Annotated in this window: 19 protein-coding genes; 10 read left to right on the plus strand and 9 right to left on the minus strand. The window is 69.2% G+C overall.

From position 1 onward, the window contains the following. Positions 1-65: 65 nt before the first annotated feature. Positions 66-1,499, plus strand: a complete 1,434-nt coding sequence (locus R2707_04610) for an amidase (GenBank protein ID MEZ5244358.1) — start codon at positions 66-68, stop codon at positions 1,497-1,499. Between the two features lies 1 nt (position 1,500). Here the strand turns inward: R2707_04610 and R2707_04615 are convergent, their stop codons facing one another. Further along, positions 1,501-1,845: a co-chaperone GroES gene (locus R2707_04615; GenBank protein MEZ5244359.1), complete on the minus strand. Its 345-nt coding sequence runs from the start codon at positions 1,843-1,845 to the stop codon at positions 1,501-1,503. Between the two features lie 30 nt (positions 1,846-1,875). Here R2707_04615 and R2707_04620 point away from each other — a divergent pair, with 30 nt between their 5' ends. Next, on the plus strand, positions 1,876-2,493 hold the full coding sequence (locus R2707_04620) for an alpha/beta hydrolase (protein ID MEZ5244360.1): 618 nt from the start codon (positions 1,876-1,878) through the stop codon (positions 2,491-2,493). A 176-nt stretch (positions 2,494-2,669) separates the two neighbouring features. On the opposite strand, the gene hisF is transcribed toward R2707_04620, so the two are convergent. The 6 genes from hisF to hisD are packed head-to-tail and all read right to left on the minus strand — an operon-like array spanning position 2,670 to position 7,755. Further along, positions 2,670-3,443: an imidazole glycerol phosphate synthase subunit HisF gene (hisF, locus tag R2707_04625; protein ID MEZ5244361.1), complete on the minus strand. Its 774-nt coding sequence runs from the start codon at positions 3,441-3,443 to the stop codon at positions 2,670-2,672. Continuing rightward, positions 3,440-4,171, minus strand: a complete 732-nt coding sequence (gene hisA / locus R2707_04630; GenBank protein ID MEZ5244362.1) for a 1-(5-phosphoribosyl)-5-[(5-phosphoribosylamino)methylideneamino]imidazole-4-carboxamide isomerase — start codon at positions 4,169-4,171, stop codon at positions 3,440-3,442. The genes hisF and hisA overlap by 4 nt, the downstream gene beginning before the upstream one ends. Next, a complete protein-coding gene (gene hisH / locus R2707_04635; GenBank protein MEZ5244363.1) occupies positions 4,171-4,806 on the minus strand; it encodes an imidazole glycerol phosphate synthase subunit HisH in 636 nt (211 codons plus the stop codon). Before hisH ends, hisA begins: the two co-directional genes overlap by 1 nt. Before the next feature lie 2 nt (positions 4,807-4,808). Beyond that, positions 4,809-5,399 carry an imidazoleglycerol-phosphate dehydratase HisB gene (hisB, locus tag R2707_04640; GenBank protein ID MEZ5244364.1) on the minus strand — a complete coding sequence of 197 codons (591 nt, stop codon included), beginning with the start codon at positions 5,397-5,399 and terminating at the stop codon, positions 4,809-4,811. Then, a complete protein-coding gene (hisC, locus tag R2707_04645) occupies positions 5,396-6,469 on the minus strand; it encodes a histidinol-phosphate transaminase (GenBank protein MEZ5244365.1) in 1,074 nt (357 codons plus the stop codon). Before hisC ends, hisB begins: the two co-directional genes overlap by 4 nt. Then, complete coding sequence (hisD, locus tag R2707_04650) at positions 6,466-7,755, minus strand: histidinol dehydrogenase (protein MEZ5244366.1); 1,290 nt, start codon at positions 7,753-7,755, stop codon at positions 6,466-6,468. Before hisD ends, hisC begins: the two co-directional genes overlap by 4 nt. 61 nt (positions 7,756-7,816) lie before the next feature. Here hisD and R2707_04655 point away from each other — a divergent pair, with 61 nt between their 5' ends. Together R2707_04655 and R2707_04660 are read left to right on the plus strand one after the other, a co-directional pair. Next, positions 7,817-8,008 carry a hypothetical protein gene (locus R2707_04655; protein ID MEZ5244367.1) on the plus strand — a complete coding sequence of 64 codons (192 nt, stop codon included), beginning with the start codon at positions 7,817-7,819 and terminating at the stop codon, positions 8,006-8,008. Positions 8,009-8,026: 18 nt separating this feature from the next. Beyond that, positions 8,027-8,695 (plus strand): hypothetical protein, encoded by a 669-nt coding sequence (locus tag R2707_04660; GenBank protein MEZ5244368.1) that lies wholly within the window; start codon positions 8,027-8,029, stop codon positions 8,693-8,695. On the opposite strand, the gene R2707_04665 is transcribed toward R2707_04660, so the two are convergent. Beyond that, entirely contained in the window at positions 8,649-8,969 is a 321-nt protein-coding gene (locus R2707_04665) for a hypothetical protein (protein ID MEZ5244369.1), read from the minus strand. The two genes, R2707_04660 and R2707_04665, sit on opposite strands and share 47 nt — an antisense overlap. A gap of 47 nt (positions 8,970-9,016) precedes the next feature. Between R2707_04665 and R2707_04670 the strand changes: the two genes are divergently transcribed. Beyond that, entirely contained in the window at positions 9,017-9,382 is a 366-nt protein-coding gene (locus tag R2707_04670; GenBank protein ID MEZ5244370.1) for a hypothetical protein, read from the plus strand. Positions 9,383-9,546: 164 nt separating this feature from the next. Here the strand turns inward: R2707_04670 and nth are convergent, their stop codons facing one another. Next, the gene (gene nth, locus R2707_04675) at positions 9,547-10,188 is read right to left on the minus strand and encodes an endonuclease III (protein MEZ5244371.1); all 642 of its coding nucleotides are present in this window, start codon (positions 10,186-10,188) and stop codon (positions 9,547-9,549) included. Positions 10,189-10,214: 26 nt separating this feature from the next. On the opposite strand from nth, the gene mshD reads away from it, so the two are divergent. Genes mshD through R2707_04700 form a run of 5 tightly spaced genes read left to right on the plus strand, consistent with a single transcriptional unit; the run spans position 10,215 to position 13,534 of the window. Continuing rightward, positions 10,215-10,895: a mycothiol synthase gene (gene mshD, locus R2707_04680; protein MEZ5244372.1), complete on the plus strand. Its 681-nt coding sequence runs from the start codon at positions 10,215-10,217 to the stop codon at positions 10,893-10,895. Next, positions 10,892-11,974: a 23S rRNA (adenine(2503)-C(2))-methyltransferase RlmN gene (gene rlmN / locus R2707_04685; protein MEZ5244373.1), complete on the plus strand. Its 1,083-nt coding sequence runs from the start codon at positions 10,892-10,894 to the stop codon at positions 11,972-11,974. Before mshD ends, rlmN begins: the two co-directional genes overlap by 4 nt. Positions 11,975-11,993: 19 nt before the next feature. After that, the gene (locus R2707_04690; protein ID MEZ5244374.1) at positions 11,994-12,386 is read left to right on the plus strand and encodes a hypothetical protein; all 393 of its coding nucleotides are present in this window, start codon (positions 11,994-11,996) and stop codon (positions 12,384-12,386) included. Beyond that, the gene (locus R2707_04695; protein MEZ5244375.1) at positions 12,383-13,126 is read left to right on the plus strand and encodes a ubiquinone/menaquinone biosynthesis methyltransferase; all 744 of its coding nucleotides are present in this window, start codon (positions 12,383-12,385) and stop codon (positions 13,124-13,126) included. Before R2707_04690 ends, R2707_04695 begins: the two co-directional genes overlap by 4 nt. Positions 13,127-13,135: 9 nt before the next feature. Next, positions 13,136-13,534, plus strand: coding sequence for a VOC family protein (locus R2707_04700; protein MEZ5244376.1), 399 nt, complete (start codon positions 13,136-13,138; stop codon positions 13,532-13,534). The last annotated feature ends 3 nt before the right edge of the window (positions 13,535-13,537 follow it).

The following is a 13,537-nucleotide window of genomic DNA, read 5'->3' on the forward strand; positions in this document are numbered from 1 at the left end:
AAGACTAGCTCCACACCACTCTGGTCGCATTCCGCATGGCTTCCGACGTCAGATAGGTTCACCCGATGAGCGAACTCGCCCGTCATGATGCCGTCGGTCTCGCGGAGATGATCCGCAGCGGCGAGCTGTCGCCCGTCGAGTTGATCGACGACACGATCGACCGCATCGAGACACTGAATCCCCAGGTCAACGCGGTCATCCATCCCGCCTTCGACAAGGCTCGGGCGGCTGCGTCCGGCGATCTTCCCGACGGTCCGTTCCGCGGCGTCCCCATGCTCATGAAGGACCTGTGGCCGGCCGAGAAGGGGGAACCGTTCCACCAGGGCGTCCAGGGCCTGAAGAACGCCGGCCACCGGGCCGATGTCGACGCCAACATCGTGACGGCCTACAAGCGGGCCGGCTTCGTGATGAGTGGGCGGACCAACACCCCCGAGATGGGGCTGGCGGCCACGACCGAGCCGATCGCGTACGGGCCGACGCGCAATCCGTGGGACCTCGAACGGGGTTCTGGCGGGTCCTCGGGCGGCGCCGCCGCGGCCGTGGCCGCGGGCATGCTCCCGGCCGCCAACGCCAGCGACGGTGGCGGTTCGATCCGCATCCCGGCGGCCATGTGCGGCCTGGTCGGGCTCAAGCCGAGCCGGGGACGGATCTCGATGGGCCCCCAGCGCGACGAGTGGGGAAACTCGGTCCAACACGTGGTGTGCCACACGGTGCGCGACAGCGCCGCGATCCTCGACGCGACGGTGGCCCCGTTTCCCGGCGACGGGGTGATCGCCCCGATGCCGGAGAAGCCGTTCATCGACTATGTCTCGCTCGATCCCCGGCCACTGCGCATCGGCGTGCTCGACCGATCGATCCGCGACGGCATCCCCATCGATCCCGAGGTGGCTGCGGCGGTGCGCGATGTCGCTGACCAGCTGGAACGCCTCGGACACGAGGTGATCGAGAGCACTCCCCCGGCCCTCGACGACCAGGCCCTTATCGCCTCGTACGGCGCCCAATGGACGGCCGACGTCGCCGCCGCCCTCGACATGTTCGCCGAGTGGATCGGCCGCGATCTCACCGCGGACGATGTCGAGCCCATGACGTGGGCCCTTGCGACGAGGGGGCGAGCGATGGGAGCTGTCGAGTCCGCCAGAGCGGCCGGTCACGCCATGGTGTTCCGCCACCGGATGGCCGACTGGTGGGCGACGACCGCCGACGTCCTGCTGGCACCGACGTGCCTCCGGCCCGCTCCCCTGATCGGAGAGTCCTCGGGGACCGCTGACAACCCGTTCGCCAACATCCACGTGACGCTCGCGTATTCGACGCTCACCGCGCCGTTCAACAGCACCGGCCAGCCGGCGATCTCACTGCCGCTGGCTCGGTCGTCGTCGGGGCTGCCGATCGGGATCCAGTTCGTCGGCGCCTACGGCCGCGAGGATCTGCTCCTCCAACTGGCCGGTCAACTCGAACGGGCGACGCCCTGGGCCCACAACCGGGCACCGATGCACCCGTGACTCAGAGGTAGAGGCCCGTGCTGCCCTCGTCGAGGCGCTCCGCGGCCACGGCGTGGATGTCGCGCTCACGCAGGATGATGTAGTCCTTGCCGCGAACCTCGACCTCGTAGCGATCCTCGGGGTTGAACAGCACCTGGTCGCCCGGCTCCATGCTGCGGACGTTGGGCCCGACGGCCACCACCGCAGCCCAACTCAGACGCTTGCCCATCTGCGCCGTCGCAGGGATGAGGATGCCGCCCGTCGACCGACGCTCGCCCTCGGCCTCTCCGAGGTGCACCAGGATCCGGTCGTTGAGCATCTTGACGGGAAGGCCGTCGTCGGCACCGAGTGTCTCTGTCTTCGCCACGGCGGCTCACGCTAGCGGTAGCGTCGCCACATGGAACCCGTCGACGTGAGAGTCGTGGAATTCGAGAGCGCCGATGGCACCAGGCTCGAGGGCGACCTGCTCGCTCCGGCCGACGCGATCGGGAGCGCCGTCGTGTGTCACCCACACCCGCTCTACGGCGGCTCGCGTCACGACGCCGTGGTCGCCGCTCTGACCCGGGCGCTCGTCGGCGCCCGTCGGCGTGTCCTGCGTTTCGACTTCCGGGGTTCGGGCGGTTCCGGCGGCACTCACGACGGCGGCAGCGCCGAGCGAGACGACCTGCGCGCCGCGATCGATGCGGTCGACCCCGTCGCCGGCCCGCTCGCGATCGCCGGCTACAGCTTCGGGGCCGACATCGCCCTCAGCGTCGCTCATCCGGCCGCCGACCGCTGGATCGTGGTGGCCCCGCCGCTGGCGAGCGTGGCGGCCGATGATCTCGTCGCCCCCGCCGACCCCCGTCCGGTGACGGTGATCGCCGCGGGCCACGATCAGTTCAACTCGCCCGAGCAGCTTCGGCCGCGTATGGCCACGTGGACCAACGCCACGCTGCAGATCGTCGAGTCGGCCGACCACTTCTTCGCGGGCGCTCACCGGCAAGTGACCGATCTCACATCCGCCATAGTGCGCTGACGGCTCGATCCGGCGGCCACGGGGTCGCGAGCGCGCCGCCGAAATGCTCCGGTCACGTGCACCGACGGACCCTTCGCTGCCACACCCCCTCGGTAGGTTGGATCCTGCTCGGTCATCGGCCCTGATCGGGCGTGCGCGGTGCGCGCCGAACGGGCCACGAGCTGGTCCGTGAACGATCAGTCCGGCGGGCGGACCACCACGCCGGCGTCGAGGAGGACGCGCTTGGCCTCCGCCACGGTGAACTCCCCGTAGTGGAAGATGCTCGCCGCAAGCACGGCGTCGGCGCCACCCTCGGTGACGCCTTCGACCATGTGGGCGAGCGTGCCCACGCCACCCGACGCGATCACCGGGATGTCGACAGCTGCGGTGACCGCCGAGGTGAGCGGGAGATCGAAGCCGTCCTTGGTGCCGTCCCGGTTCATCGAAGTGAGCAGGATCTCACCGGCACCGAGGCGCTGGCACTCGACTGCCCACACCACTGCGTCGATGCCCGTGCGGGTGCGTCCGCCGTGGGTGTAGACCTCGAACCCGCTGGGCGTGTCGTCGCTGCTGCGAGCGTCGATGGCGACCACGCAGCATTGCGCGCCGAACTCGCGGCTGATCTCCGAGACGAGTTCGGGGCGTTTGACGGCCGCGGTGTTGATGCTGACCTTGTCGGCCCCGGCCCGCAGCAGGCGGCGGGCATCGTCGACCGTGCGGATACCGCCACCGATCGTGAACGGGATGAACACCTGCTCGGCGACGGCCCGCGCCATCTCCTCGGTCGTCGCGCGCTGATCCGACGATGCCGTGATGTCGAGAAACACCAGCTCATCGGCACCCTGCAGGTCGTAGCGGGCGGCCAGCTCGACCGGATCGCCGGCATCGCGGATGTCGACGAAGTTGACGCCCTTGACCACACGCCCGGCATCGACGTCGAGACACGGGATGATGCGGATGGATCTGGTCATCGGCCCGCTCCCAGGAGCGTCACTGCCGCCGAGACATCGACGTGCCCCTCGTAGATGGCCTTGCCGGCGATGACCCCGGACAACCGGCGCCCGTCGACCTCGATCGCGTCGAGCGCCTCGAGGTCTTCCATCCGGCCGACGCCTCCGGACGCGATCACGTCGACCGGCGTGGCGCCGAGCACGTCGGCGAGCCCGACGAGGTCGGGCCCCTCGAGTGTCCCGTCGCGGGAGATGTCGGTCACGACGAACGCGTCGACTCCGGCATCGGCGAACGAGCGGGCGACGTCGAGCACACTCCGGCCGCTCCCGACCAGCCAGCCATCGGTCGCCACTTCGCCCGACTTGGCGTCGAGACCGACCGCCACCCGGTGGTCGAGCGCCAGGGCCCTGACCAGGTCAGGGTCCTTCAGGGCTGCCGTGCCGATCACGACCCGCTCGACGCCGGCCGAGAACAGCGCGTGGGCGGCCTCGATCGATCGCACTCCCCCGCCGGTCTGCACCGGCACGTCGACGGCGCGGGCGATCGCCGCGACCACGTCGCGGTTCTCGGGGATCCCCGAGCGGGCGGCGTCGAGGTCGACCACGTGGATCCAACCGGCACCGGCATCGGCGAAGGCCCTCGCCTGAGCGACGGGATCGTCGCCATAGACGGTCTCCTGGCCGTAGTCGCCCTGATGGAGACGGACGCAACGTCCACCGCGAAGATCGATGGCGGGATAGAGGTCCATCAGTGCGCTCCTGCGGCGGTGACGAAGTTGCGGAGAATCCGGATGCCGTTGGTCCCCGACTTCTCGGGATGGAACTGGGCGGCCCACACGTTGTCGCGGGCCACGGCGGCCACGAGGTCGGTGCCGTAGTCGCAGGTCGCGACGACATCGTCGCCGTCGGCGGCAGCGTAGGAGTGCACGAAGTAGACCCACGCCTCGTCGGGCAGGCCGTCGAACATGTGGTGCTGCCCCCGGCGATCGAGCACGTTCCACTGCATCTGTGGCCGCTTGACGGTGTGGGGGATCTCGATCACCTGCCGATCGAAGACGCCGAGCCCGGCAACGCCCGGAGCCTCGTCGGAGCCGGCGAACATGAGCTGCATGCCGATGCAGATCCCGAAGAACGGCACGCCGGCCTCGATGCGCTCGAGTGCGATGTCGTCGAGACCGGTGCTGCGCAGCGCGGCCATGCACGGGCCGTAGGCGCCGACGCCCGGAAGAACGACACCGTCGGCCTCCTCGATCAGTGAGCGGTCGGCCGTCAGACGCGTGTCGGCCCCCGCGTGCTCGAATCCCTTGTGGGCCGAGTGCAGGTTGCCGATGCCGTAGTCGAGCACCGCGATGAGCGGGCGTCCCTGGTCTCCCGAGAAGCCCACGGTCAGAGCGTGCCCTTGGTCGACGGCACCGCGTCGCCCTCGACGCGTACGGCGTCGCGCAGGGATCGGGCCACACCCTTGAACGCGGCCTCGATGATGTGGTGGGTGTTGCGGCCACGCCGACCGACGATGTGGAGCGTGATCCCCGACGCCATCACGAAGGCCCGCCAGAACTCCTCGACCAGCTGTGGGTCGAACGGCGGGTCGCCCAGGATCTTCTCGCCCGGGAACTCGACCTCGTAGTGGAGGTACGGGCGCCCGGAAAGATCGAGCACGACCTCGACGGCTGCCTCGTCGAGCGGCACCACGATCGACGCGAATCGTCGCACACCCCGCTTGTCGCCCCAGGCGCTGCGGAATGTCTCACCCAGCGCGATGCCGACGTCCTCGACCGTGTGGTGGGCGTCGATCTCGAGATCGCCCGTCGCCTTCACCGTCAGGTCGAAACTGCCATGGCGGCCGAGCTGGTCGAGCATGTGATCGAAGAACGGCAATCCGGTACCGACGTCGGTGGTACCGGAACCATCGAGGTCGACGCTGATGTCGATCGACGTCTCCTTCGTGGCGCGGGACGTGGTGGCGCTTCGACTCATGTGAGGATCTCCCTGAGTGCGGTGAGGAATCGGTCGTCTTCGTCGGCCGTGCCGATGGTGACGCGCAGGCATCCGTCGAGGCGGGGCCACGACGAACAGTCTCGGACCAGTACCGACCGTTCGGTGAGCTGCTGCCACACCTCGCGTCCGTCGATGTTCTCGGGCCGGAACAGCACGAAATTCGCGCCCGAGGGCCAGATCTCGACCGGAAGTTGCGCCATCAGATCGACCAGGCGGCCTCGTTCTTCGACCAGCGCGGCGACCCGGGCGTTCATCGCGTCGAGGTGGTCGAGGGCGACGGTGCCGGCGATCTGGGTCATCGCGTCGAGGTGATACGGGAGGACGACCTTCTCCAGCTCGGCCACGACCCACTCGGGGCCGATCAGGTAGCCGAGGCGGGCGGCCGCCATGGCCCAGGTCTTCGAGTAGGTGCGGCTGACGACGAGCGGTGTCTCGGGACCGAGCAACGCGGTGGCCGAGTGGGGGGCGAACTGGCCGTAGGCCTCGTCGACACACAGCAGCCCGCCGGTTTCCTCGACGAGCCGCAACACCGCAGCGATCTCCTCGGCGCTGTCGACGACGCCGGTCGGGTTGTTGGGAGAACACAGGAACGTGATCGCGGGTCGGTGGGTGCGGATGACCCGCGCCACTTCGTCGAGATCGAGCGCGAAGCCGGGGCCGCGCTCCCCCTCCGCCACGGTCGTCGCCGTGATGCGGCTCAGGTGGGAGTGCAGCGCATAGGTCGGCTCGAACATCGCCGCCGTGCGACCGGGCCCGCCATAGGTCAACAGCAGGGTCTGGAGGACCTCGTTGGATCCGTTGGCCGCGAAGATCTGCTCCGGACCGACACCGTGGAGCTCGCCGATCCGGGTCCGGAGTTCCGTCGCAGCACGCGCGGGATAGCGGTGCCAGTCGACCTCGGCGACCGCAGCGGCGACTGCCGCGGCGAACTCGGCCGGGGGTGGTTCCGGGCTCTCGTTGGTGTTGAGTCGGACGTCGACGTCGATCTGGGGCGAGTGGTACCCGTCCATCAGCGCAACGGAGTCGCGGGGTTGCGGACGGCCGCTCACGACGTCGCCCCTCGCCGGATCCGGATCGACGCGGCGTGGGCATCGAGCCCTTCGGCTCCCGCCAGGGCCTCGACATGGTCGGCCATTGATTCGAAGCCGGCCTGATCGACGGTGACCACGTGGACGTCCTTCATGAAGTCGCGCACCGTCAACGCGCTGGCGAACCGGGCCGTGCCGTTGGTCGGGAGCACATGGCTGGGACCGGCGACATAGTCGCCCAACGACGCCGGCGACCAGGGCCCGCAGAACACGGCGCCGGCATGTCGCACCAGTGGGAGGAGCCCCGCAGGGTCGGCGGTCTGGAGTTCGAGGTGTTCGGGGGCGATGAAGTTGGAGACGGCGAGGGCCTGTTCGGGACCGTCGCACACGACGGCGTAGCCCGACTTCTCGAGCGTCGCCTCGATGTCGGCCCGCCTCGGGGCTGCGGCGACCAGACGCGAGATCGAGTCGGTGACCGCGTCGGCGACGGTCTCGTCCCAGGTGACGAGCCACGCGAGACCGTCGGGGCCGTGCTCGGCCTGGAGGATCACGTCGATCGCGGCGAACTCGGTCGGCGCCGAGCCGTCGGCCACCACCACCACTTCGGACGGGCCGGCGAACGACGACGGCACGCCGACCACACCTGCCACTTCCTGCTTGGCGATCGCGACATAGACATTGCCGGGTCCGACGATGACATCGACTGGCCGGATCGTCTCGGTCCCGTAGGCCATGGCGCCGATCGCCTGCGCGCCGCCGACCGGGATCACCTCGTCGACGCCGGCGACCGCGGCGGCAGCGAGGGTGACGTCAGGCACCCGCCCGTCCGGACCCGGAGGCACACACAGGACGATCTCGGCAACCCCGGCGACACGGGCCGGCACTGCGGTCATCAGCACCGTCGACGGATACACGGCCCGCCCGCCGGGCACGTAGCACCCGGCCCGTTCGACCGCCCGGTGCATTCCGGCGATCACGACCCCGGGGCGCCGGAAGTCGACATCGGCGGGCAGCTGGGCCTCGTGGTAGGCGGCGATCGATGCCGCGGCAGCTTCGAGAGCGGCGAGCACGTCGGCCGGGATCCGCGCCTTGGCGGCCTGGATCTCGGCCGGGTCGACGTGGGTGGTGACCAGGTCGACACCGTCGAAGCGCTTCGTGAAGTCGACGAGGGCGGCATCGCCACGAGCTTTGACCTCGGCCAGGATCTCGCGGACGGCGTCGACCGGCCCGTCGGCCGGAGCGGTCGGCCGGGGCAGACGGTCGGCCACGTCGCCGATGAAGCCCCGAAGGTCGATCCTGGTGAGCACCCGACCACGCTACCGGGCCATGTCAGTGGCTCCCGCCGCATTACGCGCCAGACTGCGGGCCATGAACTCCGATGCCGCCGAGCTGTCCTCGCTGACCACCGTCGTCGCCGACGTCGCCGCCCGCATCGGCAAGCTCGCCGAACGTCGGGGCGTCGACCCCGACGACCCGCTCGTCGGTCGCCTCCACGAGATCGAACGGGCGCTGATCACCGCGGAACGGCGCCTCCGATCCACCGCCCGCGAACTCGACTGACCACAGGACGACGCCACGATGACGGCCGCCTCCGAGCGTCGACGGAACTGGTCGTTGCGCCACCAGTTCCTGGCGCTGGGCCCATTGCTGTTCGTGTGGGTGTCGACGGCATCGCTGCTGTGGCTCTCGGCCGCGCAGGACCAGGTCCCCACGGAACGCCTGTTCCTCGACCCGGCGACATTGAGCGGGCAACCCTGGTACACCGGCCTGCTCCACGAGCTCGGCATCCTCGGCTGGACCGTGGGGGCGACCGCGGCGGCCGCCGGCGCGTGGATCGCCTCGCTCACCGGCCGACGCAGCGCGGCCTGGTTCCTCGCCTCGGGGTCGCTGCTCACCCTCACGTTGCTGAGCGACGAGCTCACCGGGTTCCACGCAGTCGTCGGCCCTCGGCTCGGCGCACCGAAGATGTGGACCATCGGCGCCCTGCTCGTGCTCAGTGCCCTGTGGGTGGTCGTCAACTGGCGTGAGATCCGGCGCACGCGGTGGCTGACCCTGGCGGTGAGTCTCGTCGCCCTCGCCGCGTCGGTGGCACTCGACTACGAGCGACGCACGTCGAGCTTCAACGTGTTCTTCGAGGACGCACCGAAGCTCCTCGGGATCGCCGGCTGGGCGACCTACTTCGTGTTCGCCACCGTCGACATCACGCGGTCCGCCGTAGGAAACCACGAGCGCGGCGTGCCCGCCTGACGATCACGAACCCGACGAGCGCGACCACGACCGGGAGTCGGACCCACCGGTTGCCGAGCAGGTCGACGAGTCCTCCACCGATCGTCGTGGCGAGCACGATGCCGGGGATGATCCCGAGCCCCGTACCGATCAGGAACGAGCGGAGCGGGACCGTGCTCACGCCGAGCAGCCAGTCGGCCGGGGTGAGCTGACCGGTGACCACCCGCAACAGGAACACCTGGGCGAGCCCACCCTCGGCGAGGCGCCGGTCCCAGCCCTGCAACCTGGTGGGCATGTGGTTCTGCCCAGTCGCGAGCGAGGTAGCGGGCCATCGCGAAGGCGATGGTCGACGCCCCCATGTTGCCGACCCACGACAACGCCATCGCCGTCGGCAGCGGCCACACGACGGCGGCGGGCACCATGAAGACCAGTCCGGGCACACCGGCCGGCTGGAGCACCCACATCGCCAGGATGAACACGATCGGTCCGACGGCGCCGCGTTCGGTGAAGAAGGCCTCCACCCGCTCGCCGTCGCTCACGAAGTCCCATCCGTCGAGGACGACGAACAGCACCCCGGCCACGATCACGAACGCCAGCACCAGCCATCGACCACGCACGGCGAGCAGTGTGACACGCAACGAGCGCTGCGCAGCACAGAAGCTCGGCAAAAAGACAGCGGCCGCTCCCGTGCACAGGAGCGGCCGCTAGACGACACAGGGCGGCGGATCCCTTATGCCGTCGACCCAGGCTGAGCGACAAGCGCACAGCCGGGAGTCTGAATATAGCCGGACAATTCATCCACACGCGACATCGACCCGTCAGAAATCTCCGCGACCGCCCACGACTCGGTCGCGGCCGAGCCGTCGGTCGACCTACACCCGACTCGACGGACAGAAGTCGTTCAGCACGCAGTCCTCGCACTGGGGCCTTCGGGCGAAACACACGCGCCGTCCGTGCAGAATCATGCGCAGACTGAACTCACCGCGCTCCATGGCGGGCACCATCGGGTTCAGCTCGAGCTCGATCTTGACGGGATCGGTCTCGGTCGTGATCCCCAGCAGGTTGGACAGCCTGATCACATGAGTGTCGACGGGAAGGCCCGGCTGGCCGAGGGCGACGCTGCGGACCACGTTGGCGGTCTTGCGGCCCACGCCGGGCAAGCGCACGAGGTCCTTCATCGCGCTCGGGACCTGGCCGTCGTACTCGTCGACCAGCATGCGGGCCATGCCAACGAGGCTCTTCGACTTCTGTCGGAACAGTCCGATCGTGTCGACATAGGGCTCGACCTGCTCCGGCTCGGCCTCGGCCAACGTCCACGGATCAGGGAACCGCGCGAACAGTCCCGGTGTCGCCTTGTTGACGCCGACGTCGGTCGCCTGCGCCGACAGGATGGTCGCGGCCAGGAGCTCGAACGCATTGCGGTGATCCAGCTCGCACACGGCGTCGGGATACTCGAGAGCGAGGCGTTCGTGGGTCCGCTGCGCGCGTCCCTTCGGCGTCCGGGGCTTGGCCATCCGGCGACACTAGCTACGCTGACCGCGTGGAACTGACCGTCGAAGGACCGAACCCGGGTGAGTTCCGTTGGACGATCCTCGTCGACGACGCGTCGGCTGCGCTCGAGGCCGACCTGCGTCGAGCGCTCGAACGCCACCCCGACGGCACCGTCCAGCTCTGGATCAGGCAGGTCGACGAGCGAAGCGACGACGTCGCGACCGGTCTCGGGTTCGTCGCCTACCGGGACCTCTGGCAGCTGCGATGCCCCCTCCCCAACGAGCCATCCGGTCTCGACACGCGGGCCTTCACCGATGCCGACATCGACGACTTCGTACGGGTCAACAATCGGGCGTTCCACTGGCATCCCGAGCAGGGCGGTCTCACCGCCGATGCGGTGCGAGCCACCATGACCGAACCGTGGTTCGATCCCGAGGGGTTCCGCCTGCGCCACGACGGCGACGAGCTCATCGGCTTCTGCTGGACGAAGGTCCACGCCGACGTCGATCCACCACTCGGCGAGATCTACGTGATCGCCATCGACCCGAGCCGGCACGGACGGGGCCTGGGCAAACCGATGACCCTGGCCGGCCTCGAATGGTTGAGCGCCCAGGGTCTCGAGCACGGCATGCTCTATGTCGAGTCCGACAACGACCCGGCCAACGCGACCTACGCCGCGCTCGGGTTCACCCGACACCACACCGACCGCGCCTATCGGCTCGACCGATGACCGCCGACGACACGCCTGTCGCGGCCGGACGAGCCAGCCGCACCGCGCCCACGCTGCGCTACGACCTCGACCGCCAGGAGTTCGCCGCCCTGCTCGCCGACGAGCCCGGCTACCGACTCGACCAGGTGTGGGAAGGCATCCACCGGCGTGGCACCGAGCTCGACGAGCTGACCAACGTCCCCAAGGCCCTCCGCCAGAAGCTCGCCGACCTCCTGCCGCTCGGGTTGACCCCCGACACCGAGTCGATCAGCGACGGCGGCGAGACCGTCAAGTGGCTCTGGGAGCTCCACGACGGCCATCGCATCGAGACGGTGCTCATGCACTACGACGACCGCACCACGGTCTGCGTGTCGTCACAGGCCGGTTGTGCGATGGGCTGCGGCTTCTGCGCCACGGGCCAGAGCGGGTTCGACCGCCATCTGTCCGTCGGCGAGATCGTCGAACAGGTGATCCGGGCCCGACGGACCTCCGAACCTCGCCGGGTGAGCAACATCGTCTTCATGGGAATGGGCGAGCCGTTCGCGAACTACGACCGCACCTGGGCCGCCGTCGAACGGATCCACGCCGACCTCGGCATCGGTGCCCGCCACATCACCATCTCGACCGTCGGTGTCGTGCCCGGCATCGAGCGTCTGGCGCAAGAGGCGCTGCCGGTCAACCTCGCCGTGTCGCTCCACGCGGCCAACGACGACCTGCGCGACGAGCTGGTACCGATCAACCGTCAGTACCCCCTCAACCATCTCGTCGATGCGTGCGAGCGTTATCTCGACGCCAAGAACCGGCGGCTCTCGTTCGAGTGGGCGCTCATCGACGGGGTCAACGACCAGCCCGTCGATGCCCAGGAACTCGCCGTGCTGTGCCGCCGGCTGCGCGCCCACGTCAACCTCATTCCCCTGAACCCCACCCCCGGCTATCTCACCCGGGGCACCCCGCCGGCCCGGGTCCGGGCCTTTCGCGACCAGCTCGAGAACTACGGGGTCAACACGACGATCCGCAACACCCGCGGCAGCGAAATCGACGCGGCGTGCGGGCAGCTGCGGGCCAGCCGCCAGCTCGTCGACCCACCGCGTCGCCGATGAACCACTCCATACTGGGGGCGTGAACAACCAGGTCTGGATCAACAACCGGCAGCCGCAGACGCTCTACATCGCGCAGATCCTCCTCTACGTGAGTGCGGTCGGCGCGCTGATCTTCCACAACACCGGTGCCGGGGTGATCGACAACTCCCTGGGCCAACTCGTGGTCGTGTTGCTGTTGACCTTCGGCGCCGCCGGCGGGGCGTTCGGGATCGCCAACGAGCGGAAATGGGGCTACCGACTCGGGATCGCCGCGGCGATCGCGCCGTTCATCGTCCGGCTGGTCGTGTGGCGGCGATTCGGCCTCGACGATGCCATCCAGAGGAATCTCTTCGGCCTGGTCTTCGACGTCGCCGCCCTCGCTGCGCTGCTGCACCGCATGAGCGGCGAGTACCAGCGGATCTACTTCCGGTGAACGAGCCCGGCCCGAGCGACCCCGACGAGACGATCCGGCAGGGCGGCGTCACCCTCGACCCCGAGAACCTGCCGCAGGGCGAGGAGAAGCGCGAGGCGGTGCGCTCACTGTTCGACACGATCGCCCCCCGCTACGACCTCGTCAACCGCATCATGACCTTCGGACTCGATGTCCGGTGGCGGCGCAAGGCCCTCACTGCGCTCGCCCTCCCGCCCGGGTCGCGGATCCTCGACCTCGCCTGCGGCACGGGCGACTTCTGCCGCGAGTCGGCCAAGGCCGGCTACCGGCCGATCGGGATCGATCTCTCGATGGGAATGCTCGCCGCGGCCCGCACCGATGCCCCGCTCGTCCACGGCGACATCCTCGCCCTCCCCCTCGCCGACGGTGCCGCCGACGGCGCGACCTGCGGCTTCGCCCTGCGCAATCTCGTGGAGCTCCCCGGCTTCTTCGACGAACTCGCCCGGGTGATCCGGCCCGGTGGGCGGATCTCGCTCGTCGATGCGGCCGAGCCCGAGAACCGTCTGCTGCGGTGGGGCCACGGCATCTACTTCGGCAAGGTCGTCCCCCGCATCGGTGGGCTCCTGTCGGACCGGACGGCCTACGCCTACCTGCCCAAGTCACTCGCCTACATGCCTCCGTGGGCCGAGATGAAGGCCCGGCTCGCCGAGGCGGGTTTCACCGACATCGAGCGCAAGGTGTTCGTCGGCGCCCATCTGATCACCGCGACACGGGGCCGGTAGGGTTCGCCGATGACCACCGACGACCGCACCGACATGTTCACCAAGGGTGTCCACCACGTCTCCGTCAATGTCGACGACGTCGAGGCGAACCGGGCGTTCTATGTCGACACCCTCGGCTTCGAGCAGATCGACCGTCCCGATCTCGGAATCGGCGGCGTGTGGCTCCAGATGGGTCCGCAGCAACTTCACCTGGTCGAACTCCCGCTGATGGAGGGGTTCGGTCCCCACTTCGCGATCCGGGTCGACGACATCCGCGAAGCCCGCGCCGTGTTGGTCGAACGCGGTGTCGAGGTCAGCGAACCGAGTCCGATCGAGGGCGTCTGTCTCCAGGCGTTCTTCCGCGACCCGGCCGGCAATCAGATCGAGCTCAACCAGCCGCTGGCCTCCGCCGAGCGGGTCGCCACCTGACTC

Source organism: Acidimicrobiales bacterium, from assembly GCA_041394245.1.
In the GTDB taxonomy this organism is placed as follows: Bacteria; Actinomycetota; Acidimicrobiia; order Acidimicrobiales; family Aldehydirespiratoraceae; genus JAJRXC01.